The organism is Daejeonella sp. (genome assembly GCF_044348475.1).
In the GTDB taxonomy this organism is placed as follows: domain Bacteria; phylum Bacteroidota; class Bacteroidia; order Sphingobacteriales; family Sphingobacteriaceae; genus Daejeonella.
In genome coordinates, this window is the sequence record NZ_JBIKSU010000030.1 from 1 (window position 1) to 24,213 (window position 24,213).

Genomic DNA, 24,213 nt, shown 5'->3' on the forward strand with positions numbered 1-24,213 from the left:
TTTTGCGAAGCGTTGGCATTTTGTCTTTCGTTTTCTGTCGGTTTATATAGCTATGTTGGTCGTCATAGGGTTGCACATAACGTTTTGCGGCTTGGCGAAGGCGGGGATTTTCAGCACTAAATTTCATTAGATGCACAAAGCTTAAATTTAGCACTTCACTATCATAGAAGCACGAAACCCCCGCTTTTGCAAAACGGCTGTTAGCGGTTCGGGCATTTTTCTTTTGGTTGTTTTTTCATTTATCCTCCTGATGCAATAATTGTCATATAGTAATTTATGCAGTGTAAAATTGTAAGCAATAATAATTCCTTTTTATCAAAATTGTCAAAATTTCGAGTTGTTTCAATATTATAGTCATAATTAAGTTTATTCCACTTAAAATCAGTTTCAGCAACTATTAACTCGTTTTTGTCGGTGTCAATTAGAACAAACTTACTACTCAAAAGACCATTTAATTTCAAAAGATAAGTGTCTTCCTTATTTTCGAAAAAAGTTTTGATAATTATTCCTTTCCAACCCATTTTAAACTCTAATAAAGTTTTTGTTTCGTCTTTCAATTCAATTTCAGAATCCCAAAATCCTTTTGGTTCTAGTTGATATTTTGCACCGTCAGATAACAGAATTTCGGCATTGAAAGAATACCATTTTTTGTAAATTAATTCTCCTATTGTTTGATTTTCAAATGTTAAGCTGAAATTTTGAGAATTTGTTGAGTTTGCTTTGTATTGTCCCATTTATAATTTATTAAATTGATGTTTTTTGAGTTCGGTTTTTGCCTGACCGCTAACGGTTTGCGTGTATGAGAAGTAGCGGATTGAAAAGCACTTCACTTTCGGTTTTGCACAAAGATAAATAAAAGCACAGACCTTCGATTTACCACTTCACCCGCTATTTCTCATACACGCTGTTAGGTGCTGGCGTTCTGGTCTTTATATTCTTCCACCTGCTCCAACAGTTCCATAGATTTCATTAATGGTGTCCATTCTTTTCCACTAAAAATAAGTTGAAACCATTTCTTATTTCTGTTCTCATATTTAATGTTGAAGAATAGCCAAATAGCAATCACAGTAAATGAAAGTGTAAAAAACAAAGTCATTATCCATTGTAAAATACCCCAATCTGTTAGCATAGTTTCGTTCCACCAAAAAGTTGTCCAAACAGGAAGTTGAAGAAATAGAAGACGAGTTACCCAAAGCGTTGATATTTTTAGGCTTGACAATTTCTCTTGTGTCTTAATAATCGGTTCTGTTATATCTATTTGGTAAATAGTGATAAGCTGATAAAGGTAAATATATAATGAAATGGCGGTCAGCCCTACTTGTATTGAAGCCGAAAATAGAAAGAACTTATTCGCTTCATTAAATGAGTTTAAATAAATTGAGCTCAAAGCAATTCCCCCAATACCAACCCATAAAATACCAACAAATAGAGCAAAAACTTTAATTGGTTTCATTGAGCCTAAAATGCTATAAATCTTTATACGGGCTATCTCTTCGGTGTTTTTCTTGTCGATTACAAAGCTCTTTTCCAATTTATCATTGGTAGTTTGCCAAAGTTTTTTTATTTCTAATTCGTCCATTGCTTTAAGATTTTAATTGAGAAAATCGTGTCTTTAATTTGTTTTTGATACGTCCTATTTTCGTTCCTACATTGCTTACCGAAATTCCTAATATCTCAGCAATTTCAGTGTGGCTTTTGTCTTCCAAGTACAGTATCATCAGGGCTTTGTCTATCTCTTTTAGTTCGCTGATAAATTGGTCCAATAAATACAACTGTCTTTCATTTTCCGATTTGTCTTCGACTGGGGTTTCTATCAATTGCTCAGTCAGCTCGGTATATTTCTTTGATCTTGTTGAACTTTTACGATAAAATGAGATAGCGACATTCAGTGAAATACGATACAACCAAGTTGAAATTTTAAACTGGTCATCGTATTTGTGAATAGACTGCCAAATCTGAATCATCATTTCCTGTATGAGGTCTTGTCGGTCATCTGCGTTTGGGCAGTATGCACGGGCAACCGTGTATAAAATACCTTTGTGTTGCTCAATGATATTTAGAAAATGTTGTCTTTGTTCCTTCTCGTTCATTTATTTTAACAGGTTTTTAACCAATACACCCAATTATTCGCACAAGGGTCAAAAAAATCACAGTCGGCAAGAAAAAATCTTATTTCTGAGGTTTGGCAGATTGTCAAAAGTCGTTTGTTTCGAGATCAGCGCGATGTTCCTTTACGCTTGCACCTAACTCCCTTATACCCGAAACAAACCTTCGCTTATACACCCAATTGCAGCGGCAATGGCGAAATTTTGTTTCGTTTATAGTAAACCTCAATATATTGTTTTTATTCTTACAAATCATCAAATGGACTCTTAATTTGTTGTAAGCTTTTTGTACTAACATGGGTATATATTTCGGTCGTTTTGCTGCTATTGTGTCCCAATAACTCTTGTATGTAGCGCAAATCGGTACCGCTTTCTAAAAGATGAGTAGCATAGCTATGTCTTAGCCAGTGCAAGGTGGCTGGTTTTGTAATACCGGTTTTTTTTAAGGCTTGTTTTAGAATTAATTGTAAGCTTCGGGCATCATAAGGCATACCCATTGTTTGTCCCTCAAATAAATAGATTTGTGGTTTGTATATTTTATAATATTCTCTCAACATTTCTAATATTTTGGGGCTCAAGGGTACAATCCTATCTTTTTTACCTTTTGCGTTTTTTAGTAGTACAATGTTTCTTTTTGAATCTATGTGAACAGGCTTTAAATCTAATAATTCGCCACAGCGTAACCCACAACTGTAGATCAGTGAAAGCATTGTTTTGTGCTTAAGATTTCTATGAGCTTCTAAAATAGCTTTTACTTCTTCCTTGCTTAACACGTTAGGCAATACTTTTTCGCGTTTTGGTCTGTGTATTTTATCTATTTCAATGGTGGCATCTTTTATAATTTTAAAAAATAATTTAATAGCATTCACTAATTGGTTTTGGTATGACGAAGAAAGATTATTTTTTAAAATATATTCGTTATTGTATCTTATAACGTCATCATGAGTAATGTCTTTAATTGCTTTTGTATTACAAAAAATCAAAAATGATTTTAAAGCTTCACTATAAGTTTTAAGGGTACTTTCGCTGTAGCGTTTTGATCGTAGCCATTGCTTGAATTTCTCTATTTGAACAATTCCTTCTTCAGACGGTAGGTAATTGGAGCTAGGGGCTATTTTAAATCGCTTTCTGTTTTCTTCAGTATCGGGGATGTGCCAAACTTTGTTTTGCTGACTCCATTGTGCACCTTCAATTTTTCTTATTCGGCTAATTAATTCTTGGCTATTTTCAAAATATACCGCAATTCTCTCAACACGATCATGCTTAATCAGCTTGGCTTGCCATTTTATAGAACTCATATCTTTTCCATTTTTTTCACGATCAGTATTTCATCTTTATTTAAGAATAGAAAACCATAATCATAACAGAAATAATAGGTATTTCCATTTTGGGTTTGGAGTAGATGGGTATGGTAATCAGGGTTAAAGCCATTGATTAAGAGCTTATCTTTGCTGGTGCGCACTTTTTCGCCAATGCAAATCCGTGAAAGTACTGTATGGTTCTTTCTTAGAATACTGTTAATAGGGCCTATACAACCGTGTTGCCCTGCTTTCATACGGTTATTAAAATTGCTGCGGCATTGGTCATCGCAGAATTTTTTATCGCTGCGGCCTCTCAGCGTATTGCTGCAGTCTAAACATGCTCTTTCCATATTCCTTTGATCTATTAGCATGAATGTACCATTAGTCAGGTAAATCGGTTATAAACGTATGTATCCGTTTAGTGTGCGGTTAATTTTTATCAATCTTCTCACCTTCGAATTGTCATAACCAGGTGGTTTGATTTTTATAATTAATTAAAAACGTAAGAAGATGAGTAATCTTAGAAACAGTGTGCGCTTAATGGGATTTTTAGGAAATGATCCGGAGGTAAAAACCATTAGTGAAAAAAAGAAGGTGGCTAATGTATCAATTGCCACAAATGATTCGTATCGGAATGATAAAGGTGAGAAAGTGGAAGAAACTCAGTGGCATAACCTAGTGTTGTGGGATCGTTTGGCTAGCCTGGCAGAATCTTATCTGCACAAGGGTTCAGAAATAACGGTAGAAGGTAAATTAACGAGTCGTTCTTATACCGATAAAGAAGGGGTGAAGCGTTATGTCACTGAAATTGTGGTGTCTGACTTACAGATGCAAAGTAAGAAATCTCAAAGCTAAGTATTGTCCGTTTAAGAAAGCGGCCAATACTGTTTTAATAGCTATGGTCTTGTTTTTTCTAAGACAAGTCTTGAGTGGATTTCTTAATCTTGCGGAATCGCGTTTGCAACACGCTAGTGTTTAGATGTCGGTTCTGCAAGATATTTTGATCGCTTGTCTTTTCTTTTTCTGTTTTTTGTTTTCTGTTTTTTGTTTTTTTGCTCTCGCCTAAATAGCCTAGATCAATTGTAGTCAATGATGTTAATGTTATTTTTTGAGACAAACATTTAAACATTGTTTTAATAAACCATTAATTTTAATAAACTATCAATTTTATTAGTTGAAATTCTTAAAGTTCTCTCTAGTGTATAATCCTGGGCGAGCATGGTCTCCTTCTTGAAAAGCAATATCTACTTCCTCAATACCCTTAAATTCAGTCAGTGAAAAGGTAACTTCCGCTAAATAGGCCATTGCGCCTTCTGTTCCCGATTCTCTAGTTAGGTAGGCGGCATCTTCAATTTTTACAAAAGCGCGTTTTCCTTCTTGCTTCAGCCATTCAAGTTTTATTTGTGGGTATTTAAAATTGATGGCATCCACCATGTCAACTGGCTCCAGATTGAACATATCAGCCTCTGGGTTTTTTTTGATTTCCATTAACTGAGTACTGTCATTTAGTTCTACACTCCACGGAACAATCAGCGTTTTACCTAAATCTTTGAGCGCAGCAGACTTTGTGCTTGTATTTTTATCAGTAACTTTTGTTGAATCGGTAACACAAGACCCGATTATGAAAATTGGAATTAGTAGCACTAAATAGCGTTCTTTTTTCATGTGTTTATTTTAGGGTGTAGTATGAGCAACCGGAATGATTTTACCATTAAAAAATTTATGTCCGCTTAGCGCAAAATCAGCTATATATTTACCCATTTCAAAGGCTAAAACTGGCGATTGATAATCAGGGAATGCTTTTTCAAGCATTTCGGTTTGGGCTGAACCCAATGCCAGACAGTTTACGGCAATCTGTTTATCAGCAAACTCTATGGCTAGGCATTCGGTTAAGGTATGAAGTGCTGCCTTACTGGCAGAATAGGCTGCAAGTCCAGGAAATTTCACACTTCCCTGAAAGCCACCCATGCTTCCTATATTTAAAATATGGCTCTTTGGAGGCATTAATGGAGCCAAATGCTGGATCATATTGATGTGTCCTAAAAGGTTATTCTGAAGCATTTCTACAAAATCAAGCTGCGTAGTTTGCATGAAACTTTTGTTGATCAGTGATCCTGCATTATTGATCAATACATCTACAGTGCCTAATCGTTCTTTTACGTAAGGAATGAGTGTATTTTCATAGTCATCATGAGCAATGTCAAATTTGAGTACATGTAATTTACATCCCGGATTTAAGGCAAATGCAATTTCCTGTAATTTATTTAGTTTTTCTTCTGATCTGGCTAGGGCTATGATTTGATGATGCTGATTTCCTATCAGCTCGATAACTGCCTCGAATCCAACGCCACTGCTTGCACCGCTTAGTATAATATTCATAATAAATTCTTTATTTATTGTTCCTGCACATTAACAATTAGATAAAATGCTCTTTAGATTTTTAACCCATAGATTATTAAAATCGCTACATGCATTCATTATTAATTGGTTTTGCAAGAATTGCTAAATAAAGTTACCAAATTTTTTGGCTGCTGGGTTTTATGAAGGTCTATATTTTGTCAAAAGCAAAGCGGTAATTTTGTATTTTTGAGACAGATATGAATAAGAAAAAGCGAATTCTGATAACAGGTGCAGCTGGGTTTATTGGAAGTAACCTGATTAACAGTTTGTTACAAAGCGACAATGTTCAGGTAATTGGCCTGGATAATTTCGATGATTTTTATAGCCGGGAGCAGAAAGAAAAGAATATGTCGGCTTTCATTTCCAATTCAAACTTCAGCTTTATTGAAGGTGATATCAGGAATATGAATGATCTTTTAGCCTTGTCAGAAATTGATGTGATTGTTCACCTTGCCGCAAAAGCAGGGGTAAGAACAAGTATTAAAAATCCTATTCTTTTTCAGGATGTGAATGTATCCGGTACCCAAAACCTTTTAGAATTGGCCCGCCAAAGAAATATCAAACAGTTTGTATTTGCATCATCTAGTAGTGTTTATGGGATTAATCAAAATGTGCCCTGGCATGAAGAAGAAAAACTGATGCCGATTAGCCCTTATGCTTCAACTAAATTATCTTGCGAGATGCTGGGCCATGTTTACCATCATTTATATGGAATCCGTTTTTTAGCACTTCGTTTTTTTACAGTTTACGGACCTGCACAGCGTCCCGACTTGGCTATTCATAAATTTTTCAGTTCTATTTCTAAAGGGCAGGCAATCCCTGTATTTGGAGATGGGTCAACCAGCAGAGACTATACTTTTGTGGATGACACGGTGCAGGGTATTAAGTCAGCAATAGGTTATGACAAATCTGATTTTGAAATCATTAACCTTGGGAACCACCAAACAGTTACATTAAGCGAATTAATTTTGGCAATAGAAAATATCTGCGGAAAAAAGGCCATTATTGATCGTCAGCCCGAGCAAGCTGGCGATGTGCCCCAAACCTATGCAGATATTAGTAAAGCTCAGAAATTATTAAACTACCACCCTGAAACTAAACTTGAAACCGGTTTGCTCAAATTTTATGAGTGGTATTTGGATAATCAGAAATCAGTTTAAAAGAGCCAATCATACAATTACCCTTTTGATTGCTGATTCTATCTATTTTGCAATTAAAATAATAGTATAATTTTAGCATTTACACGTTTTAATGCCTAATAATTAAATCATAAAGGTTTAATTATTGTTTATTCAGTATCAAGATCCTGCTTCATATCCAATTTATTTATACCGATCTCTTTTGGGTTAAAAACAAAATAAATGCCACTGAATGATAATAGGGCCGATATGCAGTAAAATAAAAGGCTAATGATTACGGCCAAATGTTGATCCAACTCAAAGTACTGAGCACCATAAACAAATACCAACTCTCTTGCGCCTAAACCGCCAACGGTAAATGGAAATATAGCCACTAGTGATGATACCAAAAACATGAAGAGATAAGGTGAGAATTTGCCATCAAAGTTTAAGGCGTAAAGTAAGAGAATAACCGAAACTAGTTGCATCGATTGAACCAATAAAGCCTTGGTATGGGTTATAACAAAATTATTGCTGTAATCTTTAAAAAACTTTCTCATTACCGCATAATAGGCTATGGTGCCAATTGTAACCACTAAAACCGGAGCCCAATTTGGAATCCCAAGGTGAGGAATGAAAATAACCAGTGCCGAAATAATTAGGCCTAATGCCCATAATCCACTTAGGCGGTCAAAAAAGATAGCCTGGAATAATCTGCGACCTTTAATCTTGAATTTTTTACGCAGCATAAAAATTTTATAGCCATCTCCTCCTATGCCCCCTGGTAAAAAAAGATTATAGAACATTCCCAATAGGTAGATTTTGAAATTAAAGACCTCCGAAATTTTTAAGCCCATCCCTTTGAAAAAGGTATTCAATCGGGAAGATGAAAATAGTTGCGAAATTACGAAAGCTATAAAAGCTAAAAACAGGAATAGCGGATTAGACTTACTAAAGGCATCTTTAAGATCATTAAGCTCGACCTTTTTTGAAACCAGATATAAGGATAATCCTGTTATTGAAATTTTTAACAGGAGCTTAACGATGTTCCAGATCTTCTTTTTTTCCATTAAAAATTCTTCTTACCTGGTAAGTTTTTCTGTTTGTGCCTTCAAAATAGGTGCGTACATTAATTTCAGCTAAAATTCCAAAGGTGATCAATTGTATTCCTCCCAATAAAAATATAAGACCTAGAATCAGGATCGGTTTTCCCCAGATATCTTGTCCCATTAATTTGAGGATAAGTAAATAAGTATTGATCAAAATGCCAAGTCCAAATGAAATAAAACCAAGGCTTCCAAATAAATGCATTGGCTTCTGTATATATTTCCGGAAAAAAACCATGGTGATGAGGTCGGCCATGACTTTGAATGTTCGGTTTAGGCCATATTTAGAGTTTCCGTGAATGCGTGCATGATGTTTTACATCAACCTGTGTGATGCTGGCTCCCTGAAGCTTAGCAAGTACAGGGATAAAGCGATGTAGCTCGCCATAAATACCGAGATCTTCGGCAATCTCACGTTTAAACACCTTAAGCGTGCAACCATAATCTTTGATGTAAACACCTGTCATTCTTCTGATTATGGCATTAGCTATTTTTGAAGGGATTTTTCTTAAAAACATTCCATCCTGTCGGTTAGCACGGTTTCCTGCCACCACATCCCAGTCTTCATCTTTCATCTTTTGAAGCATGAAGGGGATATCTGAAGGATCATTTTGAAGATCACCATCAATTAGGGCAATATAGGTACCTGTAGCATGGTCAATACCCGCTGTCATAGCTGTACTTTGGCCGTAATTTTTTCGTAATTCTACCAGCGTGATGCGGTAATTCGCTTGGTCGCGAATTTGTTTTTGGGTGCCATCATCAGAACCATCATCTACAAAAATCACTTCATAATCTAGGTCTTTCAGAGCCTCATGTATGGCTCCAATAAGCGGGGTAATATTATCTCGTTCATTGAGAACGGTTATCACAACAGAAAGTTCTCTCATTTTATTTGGAACAGTTTGAGGTTTTTATACGATTTTATCACGAGTGCATCCCGATTTTTCAAATCCCGATCAAAGGTAAAATAATAACCTGGCTTGACATCGTCCTCGGTAAATTTGACCTGTTTCATCCGAGTTTTTTGCAGGTAAAAAATTAATTTATCATGAAAGGGGATATCAGTCTCAGCAGGATGATATTGATAAAAATAAAGTGCTTGGCCCCGGGTTATAGTACCCACTTCTACGGCAGCTTCACGAAAAAACTTATCCTCCATATGTTCTAGCCTATGCGGAAGTATAAACCAGCTAAAAGCCAATCTTACTACTACTAATAATAATATAAATGGAATTATCTTACTTGTTTTGAGCCGCCAGATCATAAAAGTAATCCCAATGCTGATCAATAACAGAAAAACAATCTTGGTATTTAGATAGGTTACAAAGCTCTGCAGCTCAAAAAAGTATGCAGCAGGTATACCTAAACAAACGGCCAGAGCAAGAATTAGCAGAATTCGATCAACTAGTTTACTGATAACTGGAAGTTGTTCTCGGTAGGTATAATAGGCATGGCTCCATAAAATAAACAATAGCGGGTACAGCATCATTAAATACCGTGGTCGTGTTATTGGTGATAGCCAGTATACCCAAATATTGGCTAAGAAAACCACAGAAATAAAGGTTAAAAAAGGATTTTGTTTTACTCCATGTATAAAACCCTTATGGAAACAGAATAAAATTAAAAGGCTTGCCGGAAACAAGTGTCCAATATGTTCAAATGGGAACTGGACCATATGTATTAAACTTTGATCAAGGCCAAATTCTGCGGCTGTTCTTTTGCTGCTTTGATCCCAGATGGTACTAAAATAACCTTCAAGGTTAGGGTTAAACTGATAATAGTTATAAAAATAAGAGCCAATGATCAATACAGAAACCAATCCGCAGGTAATATGCTGCCAACTGAATAATTTTTTAAAGTTTTTAGTGTAGGTAAGTACAGCGATCAGTGTAAAGCCCTGAAACACGATAGATGGAAATCCTTTCGAAAGAAATGTTATTGCCGTGATTACATATGAAGTTAGGAATAGCAGGAACCAGTTCTTTCGTTGAAGGAAGAAATAGATCAGCATAAAGGAGGTAAAGGTTAGCCAGGAATAGAAAATATCAATATGACCCAGCATGGAGTCATAAATCAGCATACGGCCATTCACCAGAAAAAGCATCCCGCTTAGTGTGGCAATTCTCTTGTCTTTTAGAAAATAATTGACAGCTAAATAGATGCTAATCGCATATAAAAACATCGGAATGATGGCAGGGAGGCGAGTTGTAAATTCTGAAAAGTTGCCCGTTAAAAGATAAAATCCTGCAAGGATCCAGTTGTAAAGTGGTGGTTTGTTGTAATAATATTCTGCACCCACCGTGGGTACTGAATAATTCTTGCTGATGATCATTTCAAGAGCCACATTAGCCCGTGTTGGTTCATCAGCAAAAAGTGGTAGGAGTCCGAGATTGATTAAAAAAGGAGGGATTGATAATACGATAAGCACAAAGAATGTTTGTCCAGGGTACTTGATCAGAAAATTTTCCAGTTTTTGAATCATTGATAGCAAAGATATAAAAGCAAAAGAGAGATTTGAATATCAAATCACTCTTATCAATGTTAACCGTCTTAGTATATACTAGCCTGAACTACACCTGGCGTGGCCATGAAATTTGCAATGGCAAGATCCTGATCTAAAAAATTTGAGGTATAGGCTGCTTCTGGTCCATTAATAAACAAACAGGTTTGACCCTTAATGGTATTAATTATTGTTTTTGTAAATTCAATGGGTATAGCGGGGCATCCATGACTTCTTCCTAAGCGTCCTGTTTGATTAACAAATGACTGGCTTACATATTTGGCACCATGAACAACCACTGCACGGTCTCTGGCATTGGTATTGAAACCTGTATCCATTCCATCAAGCTTCATTGAGAGTCCGTGTTTACCAAGATAAGTTTCACTGGTAACATAAAAACCAAGACTACTCTGATGTGAATTAGGCTTATTTGAAAAATTTGTTGCCATATCTAGTCCGCTACCTTGACCATGAGCAACAAGGGTATTGAATAAAAGTTTGTTTTGATCAATATCAACGATCCAAAGTCGTTTCAAACTGCTTCTTTTGCTAAAATCGATTATCGTAATTATTGCTTTTTCTTTAGACAGTACTTGTTTTTTTTTAAGGTTATAATAACCAATCAATGCTTTTTCAAATACACTTTCATCTAATCCGCTTTCAGAAAGCTTTGCCTGAACATAAACAGAAGATATATACTGACTGAAAAGTTCTTTATTTTTAGAGGTCTTTCCTGCTGTTTTGCTCGTGTTAGATTCTGTTGGTAAATCAAAAAAATCTAAGTCTGAATTAGTTGTTGAAACCCATCCAATTGCAGGGATTGTAAAGGTTACTAGTAAAACTGCAATTGACCAGATAGATAGTTTCTTCATAAATTCGATTAATAGGTACAGGTTAACTAACGCCTTGATTAGTGAATTATTACTTTAAATAGTCGGTTTTGAAAGGAATGAATTAGTTGTTATCTATTTACAAAGATACAATCTTCAGAACCAGTATGTGTCAATCAATGTCGAATTTAAATGCTGGTAATGAAGGTATTAGAAATAAATACACCTTTTTTATAGATGATATTTTTTAGTAAAAAGACCTGCTAAAAATCTCAGCAGGTCTTTTAATTTAAAGTCGAATAAAGCCTTCTGGCTTAAAATAACATAGTCCTCCTTACAAAAGTCAGGATCAAGACAATAAATTCTTCCAGCTTACCAGTTTACCCAGAATAGAATCTAGATCGTTGGCATTCACCCGTTCCTGATCCATACTATCTCTATGCCTAATGGTAACGGTATTATCTTCTAGTGTCTGATGATCTACCGTAATACAAACAGGTGTTCCAATGGCATCTTGTCTGCGATATCTTTTTCCGATTGAATCTTTTTCATCATACTGTAAATTGAAATCCAGTTTCAAAAGGTCCATAATCTCACGTGCTTTTTCTGGTAATCCGTCTTTTTTGGTTAGCGGGAACACAGCAGCCTTTACAGGAGCAAGACATGGGTGCAGATGCAATACCGTTCTTGAATCTTGCTTTTCTTCATTGCTCAGATCTTGTTCTTGGTAAGCATTGCAAAGGGTGAGTAGAAACATTCTATCTAAACCTATTGAGGTTTCAATTACATATGGAACATAATTCTTGTTTTCAACGGTATCAAAATATTGAAGTTTTTTTCCAGAAAATTTTTCATGCTGGCTCAGATCAAAATCTGTGCGACTGTGAATTCCTTCAACCTCTTTAAATCCAAATGGGAATTCAAATTCTATGTCTACAGCGGCATTTGCATAATGTGCAAGCTTTACATGGTCGTGAAAACGATATTTTTCTGCCGGTGTACCAACTGCTAGGTGCCATTTAAGTCTTGATTCTTTCCAATGTGCATACCATTCCATTTCTGTACCTGGCTTCACAAAAAATTGCATCTCCATTTGTTCAAATTCACGCATACGCATGATAAATTGCCTAGCTATTACTTCGTTCCTGAAGGCTTTACCTATCTGTGCTATTCCAAATGGAATACGCATACGACCTGATTTTTGAACATTAAGAAAGTTTACAAATATGCCCTGGGCAGTTTCTGGTCGTAGATATACTTCGTCAGATCCTTCAGCCATTGCACCCATTTGGGTTGAAAACATCAGATTAAACTGCCTCACATCGGTCCAATTTCTTGTTCCTGATACCGGGCAAACAATTTCATGCTGTTCAATCAGCTCTTTTAATTGACTTAGATCATCTGCAGCCAATGCTGCATCCATATCGGCTTGTAATTGATTTGCTTTTTCTGATTTGCCGTCCTTAATATAACGTGCTATTTTATCTTCAATAAGATTGTCTGCACGGTAACGTTTTTTGGAATCCTTATTATCAATCATCGGATCAGCAAAGCCATCGACATGGCCGCTTGCTTTCCAGATTTTTGGATGCATGAAAATAGCTGAATCGATACCCACAATATTCTCATTCAGCTGCACCATACTTTTCCACCAGTAGGTCTTAATGTTATTCTTTAATTCAGATCCAAGTTGCCCGTAATCATATACGGCACTTAAACCATCATATATTTCACTAGAAGGAAATACAAAACCATATTCCTTGGTGTGAGAAACTACATTCTTAAAAAGTTCTTCGTTGTTTTTGCTCATAACATTGCAAAGATAGTATTGGAAATTAATTTTCCTCTGTTTAGTGATACGTTTTAAGTTTTATTATTAAATCCATATCAAATGCAGTTAAATCTCGTAAATTTTGATTGAATGCTTTAATTTGAAATAAGGGGTTTATCATTTACTCATTCACTAATTTGCTCATTTTCTAATTTACGCATTCTAAATACTAACTTTGTAGCATGAGCATTGAAGTAGCAGATCTGTGTAAAACCTATGGAAATCAAAAAGCAATTGATGGAATTTCATTTAAGGCTCTTCCAGGTAGCGTTCTTGGATTTTTAGGTCCTAATGGTGCCGGAAAATCTACTACAATGAAAATTTTGACTTGCTTTATTCCTCAGACATCAGGAACTGCCCATATTTGTGGGTTTGATGCGCAAACAGAGTCAATAGAAGTTAGACGGCATATCGGATACCTACCTGAACATAATCCGCTTTATTTGGATATGTATGTAAGGGAAGCTCTTGCTTTTATTGGAGCTATTCAAAAAATTGATCAAACTGAAAAACGGATCAATGATGTAATTGAACGATGCGGCTTGGGTGATGAGCAGAACAAGAAGCTTGGAACCCTATCAAAAGGATATCGCCAACGAGTAGGACTAGCTCAGGCCATTCTTGCTGATCCAAAAGTTCTGATTTTGGATGAACCTACATCCGGACTTGATCCGAATCAGGTAATTGCTATCCGAGCCTTGATCAAAGATCTTTCCAAAACAAAAACAGTTGTACTTTCTACGCACATTATGCAGGAGGTAGATGCAATTTGTGAAAATGTGATTATTATCAACAAGGGTAAAATAGTTGCCGACGACACATTAACCGGTCTCAGAACAAAGCATAACACTAAAAGTTTGGAGAATATTTTTATTGAACTTACTGGTTCGCATGTTCACCAAGCTCAAATTATTTAATTAAAATTGTTCAGCGTATTATAAATCAAATTAAGCTAAGTGATTAGTATCCTTTTTAAAGAAATTTCTGGGTTTTTTACTTCATGGGTTGCCTATTTGATCATGGCTGCATTTATGCTAGTAACAGGTCTTTTTCTATGGGTGTTTCCCGATTCTAGTATACTGGATTACGGATATGCTGGTTTAGACAGTTTTTTCAATATCGCTCCTTATTTATTTATTTTCCTGGTTCCTGCTATAACTATGCGCGCAATTGCAGAGGAGAAAAAAGATGGAACATTTGAACTTTTGGCAACCCGCCCCCTCAGCGACTGGGATATTTTATTTGGCAAATTCCTTGCCTGTTTGGCAATTGTTTTGCTAACCCTTTTGCCAACGCTGATTTATTATTTCAGCCTATATCAATTAGGAATTACTAGGGGTAATATAGATACAGGAGCAGTGATTGGTTCATATATTGGTTTAGTTTTACTAGGGTCTGCATTTACTTCCATTGGCCTATTTACCTCCTCCTTAGGCAATAATCAGATTATCGCATTTACAGTTGCCGTATTCCTATGTTTCTTTTCATTTAGTGGATTTGACTCAATCAGCTCCATTATTTCTTTGCAAGGAATTGCAAGTTTTTTGACTGAATTAGGAATTAATGAGCATTATCAATCAGTTAGTAAGGGTGTTCTTGATACACGTGATTTGATCTATTTTCTGAGTTTCACAGCATTATTTTTGTTTTTATCCAAAACAATACTGGGGGCTAGAAAATGGTGAATAGTAAGAAGAAAGATTTGACCAGACTGGCTATTCTACTTGTCGGTATTCTATTGGTCAATTTTGTAGCATCCAATTTTTTTACTCGCTTTGATTTTACAGCTGAAAAGCGATACACGCTTTCGCCGATTACTAAAAATATTCTTGCTGGCTTGCAAGACCAGGTTCAAATAACGGTTTATCTGGAAGGAGATTTTCCGGCTGGATTTAAGCGATTGAGAAACGCTACGAATGATCTTTTGCGCGATTTCGATTCGTATGCAGGCGGTAAATTGCAGTTTGATTTTGTAAATCCAACAAGCGATGATCAGAAATCTCAGGAAGAATCCTACCAGCGACTCATAGAATTGGGTATTGAGCCTACTAATCTGAGCGTGAAAACTGAAGATGGGATGTCGCAAAAAATAATTTTCCCTGCTGCATTAATTACCTATAAAGGCATTCAGATTCCTGTAAAATTAATTCAAACCAGAGCAGGAATCAGTCCGGAAGAAGTATTGAATAACTCTATTCAGAATTTGGAATATGCATTTGCCAGTGCAATAAAAAAAGTGACCATCGGTGGGTCTGTTCGGATTGGTTTTACTGAAGGGCATGGAGAGCTGAATGACCTGCAGCTTAGTGATGCAATGAAGTCATTGGGCGATTCTTACGAAGTTGGGCGCGTAAATTTGGCTACGATCCCTTTTGATGGGCTTGATCGTTTAAAGGTGCTGATTATTGCCAAGCCCGTAAAGCCCTTTTCTGAAGAAGATAAATACAAAATCGATTATTTTGTGATGCATGGAGGAAGCTTGATTTGGTCAATTGACCAAGTAAATGCCGAACTCGATAGTTTACGCGGTTCAGAGGAGCAATTAGCTTTTCCTAAAAAGCTAGATCTTGATGATATTCTTTTTAAATATGGTGTGCGGCTTAATTATGATCTTATTGCGGATATGAATGCAGCTCAAATTCCATTGAATGTTGGGGATGTTGGTGGGCAGTCACAAATTCAGCTTTTACCATGGTTGTTTTATCCAGTTTTTGTACCAATTGCTACACACCCAGTGGTTAAAAACCTCGATGGGATTAAATCTGAATTTCCTGGAACTATCGATTTGATTGCTGTAAAAAATGTACGTTCAGAGGTGATTTTATCGTCATCACCCTATAGCCGTAAGCTGGAAATTCCTACCATGTTATCTTTGCGAATGGTTGAACAAGAACCAGATCCAAGTTTGTTTCAAAGTACTCCAATGCCAGCAGGTGTATTATTGGAAGGAAATTTCTCTTCAAACTTCAAAAACAGACCTATTCCACAGGGAATCGATAAAAAAATTAATATTCCTGAAATTAGCAAGCCCGCAAAAATGTTTGTTTTTTCAGATGGGGATCTGTTTAAAAATCAGATTAATTCCTCAGATGGATCGCCATATCCACTTGGCTTTGATCGCTATACACAGCAACAATATGCTAACAAAAGCTTACTTCTTAATGCGGTCGATTATTTAAGCGATGATTCAGGAATTATTGGTCTTCGAAACAAGGAAATAAAATTAAGATTACTTGACCGCGCAAAAATCAGACAGGAAAAAACATTTTGGCAGCTTATAAATATAGGTTTGCCCATATTATTGTTAATAGTTTGCGGTATTTTTCAACATTACTACCGTATTAGAAAGTATACACGTTAAATTGTATATTTTTGGCAATTACAAATTCAACTTTATAAAATTAATGCGAGTGGATATTAGCTGATTAGGAACTACCAAAAAGCTTTACTATTATTGTTTTTCAGATATTTGAATATGAGATTTATAGTTTCAACTTCTACATTATTAAAACAGCTTCAGGCTGTAAACGGTGCTTCAAGTAGCAGCACAGTATTGCCAATTCTTGAAAATTTCTTATTTGAGATCAAGGAAGGGGTGCTCACAGTTTCTGCTACTGATCTTCAGACCAGTATGACAACTTCGCTGGCTGTCGAATCAAAAGAAGATGGTAAGGTGGCTATTCCATCTAAAATTCTTCTTGAAACATTGAAAACATTGCCTGATCAGCCAATCTCATTTTCTGTAGATGATAAAACATTTGCTATTGAGATAAACGCTGGAGATGGAAAATATAAATTGAGCGGTGAAAATGGAGAAGATTTTCCAAAGATTCCAGTAGTTGATAATCCTTCGTCTGTGGCAATGCCTGCTTCTGTTTTAGCAGAAGCCATCAACAAAACCTTATTTGCAGTTAGTGGCGATGAATTGCGCCCCGCTATGACTGGTGTTTACTGTCAGTTAAGCCCACAGCACATAACATTCGTTGCAACAGATGCGCACAAACTGGTAAGATATCGTCGTTTGGATACAAAGTCAGATGCTCCCGCCAGTTTTATTCTGCCAAAAAAGGCTTTAACCTTACTAAAGGCATCGCTTCCATCTGATGATGTGAGTGTAGCAGTTGAATATAATAATACGAGTGCGTTCTTCAGATTTGGCAATATCAATCTGATTTGTAGATTGATTGATGAGCGTTATCCTGATTATGACGCTGTAATTCCAACAAATAACCCAAATAAACTGATCATTGATAGGGCATTATTCCTAAACTGTCTTCGACGTGTAGTAATTTTTGCAAATAAAACTACCCATCAAGTGCGTTTGAAAATTACAGGTAGCGAATTGAATATATCTTCAGAAGATATTGATTTTGCGAATGAAGCGCATGAGCGCCTTTCATGCCAGTATGAAGGCGATGACATGGAAATTGGCTTTAATGCTAAATTCCTGATTGAGATGTTGAGTAATCTTACCGGAGAAGAAGTATTGCTTGAAATGAGCAGTCCTAACCGTGCCGGATTATTAATGCCACAAACCCATGATGATGCAGAAGATGTGCTGATGCTGGTTATGCCTGTGATGCTTAATACCTATGCCTGATCCTTTTCTTTAAATGATTAATTCAAAAATAGCCCGGCAATTTGCAGGGCTATTTTGTTTAACTGAATTCTGAATAGAATTCAGTTTGTAGTTAATCTGGTTTCATCCAATTTGAAGAATAGAAAAGAATTACTCATGGCCGGAAGCAAATTTTAATGGTTATTTCATCATAAAAAAGCAATTTAAATAGAAATGTCAGTTGTTTTGTTCTTAGTTTTCTATTTTTGTTGCTTAATCAGCGCAAGACTTGGAACTTATACAGCAACTTCTCGATTTCATCCTTCATATAGATAAGCATTTAATAGAAATTGTGCAGGAATATCAAACCTGGACTTACCTGATTCTCTTCTTGATAATTTTTGCAGAAACTGGCTTTGTTATCACTCCATTTTTGCCTGGCGACTCACTTCTCTTTGCTGCGGGGGCTATAATTGCCAATCCTGATAGTGGCTTAAATATCTTTATGATGTGTATTTTACTGATCGTTGCAGCCATTTTGGGCGATTGGGTGAACTATCATATTGGAAATTTTATTGGTCCTTTAGCATTTAGTGGTAAGTATAAATTACTAAAAAAAGAGTATCTGGATAAAACGCAAGCATTTTATGAAAAACATGGAGGTAAGACCATTATTTATGCCCGTTTTGTTCCTATAATAAGAACTTTTGCGCCTTTTGTTGCGGGTATTGGTACAATGAGCTATCTCAAATTTGCAACATTTAATATTACTGGTGGAGTATTATGGGTTACTTCATTTCTATTTATAGGCTATTTTTTTGGTGGCCTGCCAGTCATTAAGGATAATTTCACCTATGTCATTTTCGGCATAATTATCCTTTCTATTCTCCCTCCTGTAATTGAATTAATTCGGGAAAAGAATAAAGTAAATCCCTAAGATTAGTAAGTCTCCCTCTACTATTTCTTTTTTTCATCTTCATTTAAGATGAATCAATAATTTTTCATTTTTTTAATAATCAACTTTGGAAGTTTTAAGTAATATTCTCGATTCTATTCTTCATATAGATAAATACCTGGTTAAGATCCTTGCTGAATACAGAACCTGGACTTATTTCTTGATTTTCATAATTATTTTTGCAGAAACAGGATTTGTAATCACACCATTTCTTCCGGGAGATTCCCTGTTATTCGCCGTTGGTGCCCTCATTGCAAAGGGAGATACTGGTTTGAATATTTATTTAATGGGCATAATACTGATAGCAGCTGCCATTAGCGGGAATACTGTAAATTATTTCCTTGGAAATTTCTTGGGCCCTAAGGTTTTTAAGCCCGGAAATAGAATTTTAAAAATAGAGTATTACACTAAAACTAGAGACTATTTCAACAAAAAAGGTGGCAATATGTTAATCATTAGTCGTTTTATGCCAATTTTTAGAACTTTTGCACCTTTTGTGGCAGGAATTGGTAAAATGAATTTTGCTCATTTTACATATTATAATGTTGTTGGCGGTGTTATGTGGATCATAAGTTTTCTCGGTATAGGTTTCATATTTGGAAATATTCCAATTGTCAAAAATAATTTCACTTACGTGATGGTGGTGATTATAATCCTCACCTTATTGCCAGCTGTTTTTACTGCATTGAAAACTAAAGGTATTATTGGTGGAAAGGCTTAGTTCTCTTTTCTGCCAATAATTTCTCCCTTTTTAAATAGTTCCGATTCTTTTTTCAGAATATTCTTTTCTTGGTCACTTAATTCTTTGGGTATAAAATTTTTCAACCTGGGTTGACCAGCATCAATCCAGGCAGAATACCAATAACTTCCAATCATTAATATGGAGGCCCGCATTTGTTTTTCAACCATTTTATTCAATGCCTGATGGTAAGCTGTTGAGAATTCTTCTGAATATTGTCGATCAACCCGGCCATTTCGCTTGCTAAAGTTGAATTTACGGTCTGAGGCAATTTGTTTGCTAAGCCTAGATTCAATTAGCAGCACAGAATCTACATAGCTATGAGAATTTCTAACTATACTCCAAGCAGATTTTAGCGGGTTATCAATATAGATTGCACGGCCTACAATAAAGTCATATTCAGTTGCAAATAATTCGGGTAATCTGCTCTCCCAAAAACCATGTATCCCTATTTGTCCACTTTGTTGTCCGTTGTAATTTTCTGTAGTATGAAGCGGTACATGTGCATCCGAAACATAATGACCAAGGTCGGCTGATAATCTCAGAATACTGATTGAATCACGTATTTGAAAGGCTTTTACTAATGAATAATAGGTTCTCTCAATTTGCCAGGGAACGATTCCGTTTTCCTGAAGAATAGCTTTGCTGAACTTGGCCTCAGCATCTTTCCATTTTTCGGGTATGCTGTCAAAGGGGTTTTCGCCATATCGGTCTGCATCAATAAAATGACGAGGAGCTTCTGCAGTATCTGAATAACGGCGTTTGTCAGCATCCACAGCATGATCAGTAATGAAGACAATGTTGTTTTTGTAAAATCCAATCATATCGCTTGGCAATATGAATACAGCAAGTTTGTTGATCTTTTGATGTGCAAAAAACCCCCAGGATGAGCAAAAAAAAGATAAAATTAGAATAGAAATCAGAAATAGATTTCTATTTCTTTTCACAGTAAAAACCCTCTGTAAATATTTCTTTGGATAGCTTTCTGCCATTTAAATTAAATCTAATTTTTGATTGTGCTTAGTTTGATGCTTCGATTTATAGTCAATTTAACCTACCGTTTTTTAAAAGTTCAATAAATTTATTCAAAGGTCTGATTCCTGATTAAACGGAAATAACTTAGGTAATAAAGCAGTTTAGTCATTAAATTCAGTCTATTAACATGCAGATTAATCGAAGATTGAAACTTTGAATGGGATACAAATCAGCATTTATGCTTTTTTTAAATTATGCTTTGAATATTAAAATAATCGGCATATATTTGCAGTCCTTAAAAGAAGGACGGAATAATAAGCTTAAGAAATGGCAAATCATAAATCATCGATAAAAAGAATTAGATCAAACGCAGCTAAGCGTTTACGTAATCGCTATCAGGCGAAAACCACAAGATCCGCAATCAAAAGATTACGTATTACTACTGATAAATCAGAAGCTACACCGCTTTTAAGTAAAGTGATCTCTATGTTAGATCGTTTAGCAAAAAAGAATATCATACACAAGAACAAAGCAGCTAACAATAAGTCAAAATTGACAAAATTTGTTAACGCTTTGAAATAATCTGAAAAGACCGTTTACTAAAAAAGGGGTTCCGTTTATTCGGAACCCCTTTTTTTATAGTAAGTTTTTTTCGATGTTTATTTTATGAGCCTATATGAACATAAAATAACCATTAAAGCGTGGGCCGAAGAAGATCGCCCCAGAGAAAAATTATCAAATCAGGGAAGAAGAAGTTTGAGTGATACAGAACTCATAGCCATCTTGATTGGATCAGGTAATCGAACTGAAAGCGCTGTTGAATTAAGTAAGCGAATTCTTTTTTCTTGTCAAAATGACCTCAACCAGCTAGCTAGGTTTAGCGTTTCTGATTTGTCAAGATTTAAAGGAATTGGCGAGGCAAAAGCGATCAGCATCATTGCAGCGTTTGAATTAGGTAGGCGAAGAAAAGAAACAATTAGCCCCAATCGGGTTCAGGTAAGTACCAGTATTGATGTTTATGAGGCTATTTTGTCTAGGTTTAAAGATCTAAATCATGAAGAATTCTGGATTGTTGTACTCAACCGAGCAAATAAGATCACATCGAGTCATTTGGTAAGTAAAGGTGGTCAGGCAGGTACAATTGCTGATCCTAAGATCATCTTTAATATAGCTCTTGAAAATCATGCTGCATCATTGATTCTGGCGCATAATCATCCTTCAGGTAATTTGAAACCTAGTCATGCCGACATTGAATTAACCCAAAAAATGAGGTCTGCAGGAAAGCTTTTAGATATTCCTGTATTGGATCATCTGATCATTTCGGATCAAGGTTTTCTGAGTTTTGCTGATGAAGGAATCCTAGATTAATGTATGAAAGCTTAAATACTACCGTTTGCATAACCGATATTCCGATTCATTTTTTTTAACCCTCAACAGTTCTAATTTCCTTTCTCAAATCTCATATCTCTTTCTATCTTTGTCGTTTATCATTTTTAGAACATGAAGATCTCTTATAGGTGGCTGCAGCAATTCATTAACACGGATAAAACTCCCGAAGAATTATCCTTAATTCTCACTAACATCGGATTGGAGGTTGAAAGCATTGATACGGTGCAGACTATTCCCGGGGGGCTTGCAGGTTTGGTTATTGGCTATGTTAAAGAATGTGCACCGCATCCCAATGCAGATCGCCTCAAGGTTACTAAAGTAGATGTTGGCTTAGCAGAAGATCTTCAAATTGTTTGTGGGGCCAATAATGTAGCTGTAGGACAGAAAGTTGTGGTTGCCACTGTCAATACAACAATTTATCCAACAGTAGGAGAGCCTTTCAAAATATCTAAATCAAAGATCAGAGGTGAAGTTTCAGAAGGAATGATTTGTGCTGAAGATGAGATTGGTTTAGGCCATGATCATGCGGGGATAATCGAATTAGATGCTGATGCACGTATTGGTTCGCCAGCAAGTGTCTATTTTAATTTGGAGGATGATTCTGTTTTTGAGATTGGTTTGACCCCAAACCGTGCCGATGCGGCTTCGCATTTGGGTGTTGCTCGTGATTTAGCAGCTTACCTGAAATTGCAACTAACGATGCCAGATATTTCTGGGTTTAAGGTTCAGAGTCAAGAATTGAATATTCCTGTTGAGCTTGTAGATATGGAGGCCTGTCGCAGGTATTCTTCATTAAGTATTAGTGGGGTAACAATTACTGATTCTCCTGATTGGCTCAAGGAAAAACTAAACGCCATTGGTATCAGACCCATCAATAATGTGGTTGATGTCACTAATTTCGTGCTTCATGAACTTGGTCAGCCCTTGCATGCATTCGATGCCGATGCCATTTCAGGTAACCAAGTGATCGTTAAAAAATGTGCAGAAGGAACTATTTTTTATACACTAGATGATGCCGAACGCAAATTATCTGCAGATGATTTGATGATTTGTAATGCGAATGAGCCGATGTGTATAGCTGGTGTTTTTGGTGGACAATCATCTGGAGTAAAGCCCTCAACAAGCAAAATATTTTTAGAGAGTGCCTGGTTTGATGCGGTTTCGGTACGTAAAACTTCTAAGCGTCATGGATTAAAAACAGATGCTTCATTTAGGTTTGAACGTGGCACTGATCCTGAAATGACTGTTATTGCCCTGAAACGTGCGGCATTACTTATTCAGGAGCTTGCCGGAGGCCATATTTCTTCTGAAATATCTGATATTTACCCTTCGCCGGCAAAGCCATTTGATGTGAACATCTCATTTAGAAATGTTACTCGTTTGATCGGTAAGGAAATTGCAACAGAAGAGATATATTCAACTTTAAGCGGACTGGGTATAAAAATTATATCCCAGGATATGGAGGGAATGAAGCTTGAAGTGCCTGCTTACAAGGTTGATGTAACCCGTGAAGTGGATATTATTGAAGAGGTTTTGAGAATACATGGTTACGACCATATTGAGATCCCCAATCAGATACGTGCATCCCTGAATTATGCCCAAAAACCGGATAAAGAGGTATTACAAAATCAAATAGCAGATTTACTAACAGCAAACGGATTTTATGAGATGTTGTGTAATTCTTTAACAAAGATTAGTTATTCATCACAGCCAGATCTAGCAGTTAAGATCCTTAATCCTTTAAGTAGTGATTTAGACGTAATGCGTCAAAATTTATTGTTTTCAGGCTTAGAAGCTATAGTTCATAATCAGAATCGTCGCAAACCAGACCTTAAGTTATATGAGTTTGGTAAGGTATATAGCCTTGAAAATGAAAATTACAAGGAAAATCAACGTCTTTCGGTATTTATTACTGGAGCTAAACAAGCTGAAAACTGGAATTCAAGATCTAGTGATGCTGGTTTTTATAATTTAAAGTCTGCAGTGGATCTGATTATTAATAGGTTAAATATTAAGGGTTTGATTTCTGCTGAAACTACAAATTCGAATCTTTCTTCTGGCATTAGTTATAGCAAAGGTGAAAAGGTTTTGGTTGACTTTGGAATAGTTTCAAAAAAATCGTTAAAAAAATTGGATATTACTTCTGATGTGTTTTATGCTGATTTTGATTGGGATTTGATTGTCAAATCGGTTAGAAACAATAAGATCAGTTACACAGAGGTTTCTAAATTCCCATCTGTAAGACGAGATTTGTCTATGTTGCTCAATAAAGAGGTCACGTTCGAACAACTTAAACAGATAGCTCAGAAAACGGATAAAAGTCTTTTGAAAGAAGTAAATGTCTTTGATGTTTATATTGGTGATAAGCTTCCTGAGGGCAAGAAATCATATGCGCTTAGTTTTC

General features: G+C 35.9%; 24 protein-coding genes. 11 read left to right on the plus strand and 13 right to left on the minus strand.

What is annotated here, in order from left to right; genetic code table 11:
- Positions 1-239: 239 nt before the first annotated feature.
- From ACIQZ6_RS07770 to ACIQZ6_RS07790, 5 genes are all read right to left on the minus strand, one after another.
- Entirely contained in the window at positions 240-734 is a 495-nt protein-coding gene (locus ACIQZ6_RS07770) for a hypothetical protein (RefSeq protein ID WP_395809830.1), read from the minus strand.
- Between the two features lie 173 nt (positions 735-907).
- The gene (locus ACIQZ6_RS07775; RefSeq protein ID WP_395809832.1) at positions 908-1,579 is read right to left on the minus strand and encodes a hypothetical protein; all 672 of its coding nucleotides are present in this window, start codon (positions 1,577-1,579) and stop codon (positions 908-910) included.
- Positions 1,580-1,583: 4 nt separating this feature from the next.
- A complete protein-coding gene (locus ACIQZ6_RS07780) occupies positions 1,584-2,090 on the minus strand; it encodes an RNA polymerase sigma factor (protein WP_395809834.1) in 507 nt (168 codons plus the stop codon).
- A gap of 260 nt (positions 2,091-2,350) precedes the next feature.
- Positions 2,351-3,403 (minus strand): site-specific tyrosine recombinase/integron integrase, encoded by a 1,053-nt coding sequence (xerA, locus tag ACIQZ6_RS07785; protein ID WP_395809836.1) that lies wholly within the window; start codon positions 3,401-3,403, stop codon positions 2,351-2,353.
- Positions 3,400-3,777 carry a hypothetical protein gene (locus tag ACIQZ6_RS07790; protein WP_395809838.1) on the minus strand — a complete coding sequence of 126 codons (378 nt, stop codon included), beginning with the start codon at positions 3,775-3,777 and terminating at the stop codon, positions 3,400-3,402. The genes xerA and ACIQZ6_RS07790 overlap by 4 nt, the downstream gene beginning before the upstream one ends.
- A gap of 139 nt (positions 3,778-3,916) precedes the next feature.
- Between ACIQZ6_RS07790 and ACIQZ6_RS07795 the strand changes: the two genes are divergently transcribed.
- Positions 3,917-4,261, plus strand: coding sequence for a single-stranded DNA-binding protein (locus ACIQZ6_RS07795; RefSeq protein ID WP_306552150.1), 345 nt, complete (start codon positions 3,917-3,919; stop codon positions 4,259-4,261).
- Between the two features lie 315 nt (positions 4,262-4,576).
- On the opposite strand, the gene ACIQZ6_RS07800 is transcribed toward ACIQZ6_RS07795, so the two are convergent.
- Together ACIQZ6_RS07800 and ACIQZ6_RS07805 are read right to left on the minus strand one after the other, a co-directional pair.
- A complete protein-coding gene (locus ACIQZ6_RS07800; protein ID WP_395809840.1) occupies positions 4,577-5,071 on the minus strand; it encodes a hypothetical protein in 495 nt (164 codons plus the stop codon).
- Between the two features lie 9 nt (positions 5,072-5,080).
- Entirely contained in the window at positions 5,081-5,785 is a 705-nt protein-coding gene (locus ACIQZ6_RS07805; protein WP_395809842.1) for an SDR family NAD(P)-dependent oxidoreductase, read from the minus strand.
- Positions 5,786-6,003: 218 nt separating this feature from the next.
- Here ACIQZ6_RS07805 and ACIQZ6_RS07810 point away from each other — a divergent pair, with 218 nt between their 5' ends.
- The gene (locus ACIQZ6_RS07810) at positions 6,004-6,966 is read left to right on the plus strand and encodes a GDP-mannose 4,6-dehydratase (protein ID WP_395809844.1); all 963 of its coding nucleotides are present in this window, start codon (positions 6,004-6,006) and stop codon (positions 6,964-6,966) included.
- Between the two features lie 128 nt (positions 6,967-7,094).
- Here ACIQZ6_RS07810 and ACIQZ6_RS07815 read toward each other — a convergent pair whose 3' ends face one another.
- From ACIQZ6_RS07815 to ACIQZ6_RS07835, 5 genes are all read right to left on the minus strand, one after another.
- On the minus strand, positions 7,095-7,994 hold the full coding sequence (locus ACIQZ6_RS07815; RefSeq protein WP_395809846.1) for a YbhN family protein: 900 nt from the start codon (positions 7,992-7,994) through the stop codon (positions 7,095-7,097).
- Positions 7,963-8,919: a glycosyltransferase family 2 protein gene (locus ACIQZ6_RS07820; RefSeq protein ID WP_395809848.1), complete on the minus strand. Its 957-nt coding sequence runs from the start codon at positions 8,917-8,919 to the stop codon at positions 7,963-7,965. Before ACIQZ6_RS07820 ends, ACIQZ6_RS07815 begins: the two co-directional genes overlap by 32 nt.
- A complete protein-coding gene (locus ACIQZ6_RS07825; protein ID WP_395809850.1) occupies positions 8,916-10,514 on the minus strand; it encodes an ArnT family glycosyltransferase in 1,599 nt (532 codons plus the stop codon). Before ACIQZ6_RS07825 ends, ACIQZ6_RS07820 begins: the two co-directional genes overlap by 4 nt.
- Before the next feature lie 68 nt (positions 10,515-10,582).
- On the minus strand, positions 10,583-11,404 hold the full coding sequence (locus tag ACIQZ6_RS07830; RefSeq protein ID WP_395809852.1) for a murein L,D-transpeptidase catalytic domain family protein: 822 nt from the start codon (positions 11,402-11,404) through the stop codon (positions 10,583-10,585).
- Positions 11,405-11,711: 307 nt separating this feature from the next.
- On the minus strand, positions 11,712-13,172 hold the full coding sequence (locus tag ACIQZ6_RS07835; protein WP_395809854.1) for a glycine--tRNA ligase: 1,461 nt from the start codon (positions 13,170-13,172) through the stop codon (positions 11,712-11,714).
- Between the two features lie 203 nt (positions 13,173-13,375).
- On the opposite strand from ACIQZ6_RS07835, the gene ACIQZ6_RS07840 reads away from it, so the two are divergent.
- From ACIQZ6_RS07840 to ACIQZ6_RS07865, 6 genes are all read left to right on the plus strand, one after another.
- On the plus strand, positions 13,376-14,110 hold the full coding sequence (locus tag ACIQZ6_RS07840) for an ATP-binding cassette domain-containing protein (RefSeq protein WP_395809856.1): 735 nt from the start codon (positions 13,376-13,378) through the stop codon (positions 14,108-14,110).
- A gap of 39 nt (positions 14,111-14,149) precedes the next feature.
- On the plus strand, positions 14,150-14,878 hold the full coding sequence (gldF, locus tag ACIQZ6_RS07845; RefSeq protein WP_395809858.1) for a gliding motility-associated ABC transporter permease subunit GldF: 729 nt from the start codon (positions 14,150-14,152) through the stop codon (positions 14,876-14,878).
- Complete coding sequence (gldG, locus tag ACIQZ6_RS07850; RefSeq protein WP_395809860.1) at positions 14,872-16,554, plus strand: gliding motility-associated ABC transporter substrate-binding protein GldG; 1,683 nt, start codon at positions 14,872-14,874, stop codon at positions 16,552-16,554. The genes gldF and gldG overlap by 7 nt, the downstream gene beginning before the upstream one ends.
- A 114-nt stretch (positions 16,555-16,668) precedes the next feature.
- A complete protein-coding gene (dnaN, locus tag ACIQZ6_RS07855) occupies positions 16,669-17,793 on the plus strand; it encodes a DNA polymerase III subunit beta (RefSeq protein WP_395809862.1) in 1,125 nt (374 codons plus the stop codon).
- 247 nt (positions 17,794-18,040) lie between these two features.
- Positions 18,041-18,688, plus strand: a complete 648-nt coding sequence (locus ACIQZ6_RS07860; protein ID WP_395809864.1) for a DedA family protein — start codon at positions 18,041-18,043, stop codon at positions 18,686-18,688.
- An 85-nt stretch (positions 18,689-18,773) separates the two neighbouring features.
- Entirely contained in the window at positions 18,774-19,427 is a 654-nt protein-coding gene (locus tag ACIQZ6_RS07865; protein WP_395809866.1) for a VTT domain-containing protein, read from the plus strand.
- On the opposite strand, the gene ACIQZ6_RS07870 is transcribed toward ACIQZ6_RS07865, so the two are convergent.
- Positions 19,424-20,437, minus strand: coding sequence for a zinc dependent phospholipase C family protein (locus ACIQZ6_RS07870; protein WP_395809868.1), 1,014 nt, complete (start codon positions 20,435-20,437; stop codon positions 19,424-19,426). The genes ACIQZ6_RS07865 and ACIQZ6_RS07870 overlap by 4 nt on opposite strands.
- Before the next feature lie 310 nt (positions 20,438-20,747).
- Here ACIQZ6_RS07870 and rpsT point away from each other — a divergent pair, with 310 nt between their 5' ends.
- The 3 genes from rpsT to pheT form a co-directional block, all read left to right on the plus strand.
- Positions 20,748-21,002: a 30S ribosomal protein S20 gene (gene rpsT, locus ACIQZ6_RS07875; protein WP_395809870.1), complete on the plus strand. Its 255-nt coding sequence runs from the start codon at positions 20,748-20,750 to the stop codon at positions 21,000-21,002.
- Positions 21,003-21,086: 84 nt separating this feature from the next.
- A complete protein-coding gene (gene radC, locus ACIQZ6_RS07880) occupies positions 21,087-21,788 on the plus strand; it encodes a DNA repair protein RadC (RefSeq protein ID WP_395809871.1) in 702 nt (233 codons plus the stop codon).
- 132 nt (positions 21,789-21,920) lie between these two features.
- Positions 21,921-24,213 (plus strand): phenylalanine--tRNA ligase subunit beta (pheT, locus tag ACIQZ6_RS07885; RefSeq protein ID WP_395809873.1); only part of this gene is annotated, 2,293 nt, incomplete at its 3' end.

What these genes read in the sequence shown, in the direction of transcription:
- ACIQZ6_RS07770 (WP_395809830.1), bottom strand. Translation starts at nt 734, where the DNA reads ATGGGACAATACAAAGCAAACTCAACAAATTCTCAAAATTTCAGCTTA.
- ACIQZ6_RS07775 (WP_395809832.1), bottom strand. Translation starts at nt 1,579, where the DNA reads ATGGACGAATTAGAAATAAAAAAACTTTGGCAAACTACCAATGATAAA.
- ACIQZ6_RS07780 (WP_395809834.1), bottom strand. Translation starts at nt 2,090, where the DNA reads ATGAACGAGAAGGAACAAAGACAACATTTTCTAAATATCATTGAGCAA.
- xerA (WP_395809836.1), bottom strand. Translation starts at nt 3,403, where the DNA reads ATGAGTTCTATAAAATGGCAAGCCAAGCTGATTAAGCATGATCGTGTT.
- ACIQZ6_RS07790 (WP_395809838.1), bottom strand. Translation starts at nt 3,777, where the DNA reads ATGCTAATAGATCAAAGGAATATGGAAAGAGCATGTTTAGACTGCAGC.
- ACIQZ6_RS07795 (WP_306552150.1), top strand. Translation starts at nt 3,917, where the DNA reads ATGAGTAATCTTAGAAACAGTGTGCGCTTAATGGGATTTTTAGGAAAT.
- ACIQZ6_RS07800 (WP_395809840.1), bottom strand. Translation starts at nt 5,071, where the DNA reads ATGAAAAAAGAACGCTATTTAGTGCTACTAATTCCAATTTTCATAATC.
- ACIQZ6_RS07805 (WP_395809842.1), bottom strand. Translation starts at nt 5,785, where the DNA reads ATGAATATTATACTAAGCGGTGCAAGCAGTGGCGTTGGATTCGAGGCA.
- ACIQZ6_RS07810 (WP_395809844.1), top strand. Translation starts at nt 6,004, where the DNA reads ATGAATAAGAAAAAGCGAATTCTGATAACAGGTGCAGCTGGGTTTATT.
- ACIQZ6_RS07815 (WP_395809846.1), bottom strand. Translation starts at nt 7,994, where the DNA reads ATGGAAAAAAAGAAGATCTGGAACATCGTTAAGCTCCTGTTAAAAATT.
- ACIQZ6_RS07820 (WP_395809848.1), bottom strand. Translation starts at nt 8,919, where the DNA reads ATGAGAGAACTTTCTGTTGTGATAACCGTTCTCAATGAACGAGATAAT.
- ACIQZ6_RS07825 (WP_395809850.1), bottom strand. Translation starts at nt 10,514, where the DNA reads ATGATTCAAAAACTGGAAAATTTTCTGATCAAGTACCCTGGACAAACA.
- ACIQZ6_RS07830 (WP_395809852.1), bottom strand. Translation starts at nt 11,404, where the DNA reads ATGAAGAAACTATCTATCTGGTCAATTGCAGTTTTACTAGTAACCTTT.
- ACIQZ6_RS07835 (WP_395809854.1), bottom strand. Translation starts at nt 13,172, where the DNA reads ATGAGCAAAAACAACGAAGAACTTTTTAAGAATGTAGTTTCTCACACC.
- ACIQZ6_RS07840 (WP_395809856.1), top strand. Translation starts at nt 13,376, where the DNA reads ATGAGCATTGAAGTAGCAGATCTGTGTAAAACCTATGGAAATCAAAAA.
- gldG (WP_395809860.1), top strand. Translation starts at nt 14,872, where the DNA reads ATGGTGAATAGTAAGAAGAAAGATTTGACCAGACTGGCTATTCTACTT.
- dnaN (WP_395809862.1), top strand. Translation starts at nt 16,669, where the DNA reads ATGAGATTTATAGTTTCAACTTCTACATTATTAAAACAGCTTCAGGCT.
- ACIQZ6_RS07870 (WP_395809868.1), bottom strand. Translation starts at nt 20,437, where the DNA reads ATGGCAGAAAGCTATCCAAAGAAATATTTACAGAGGGTTTTTACTGTG.
- rpsT (WP_395809870.1), top strand. Translation starts at nt 20,748, where the DNA reads ATGGCAAATCATAAATCATCGATAAAAAGAATTAGATCAAACGCAGCT.
- radC (WP_395809871.1), top strand. Translation starts at nt 21,087, where the DNA reads ATGAGCCTATATGAACATAAAATAACCATTAAAGCGTGGGCCGAAGAA.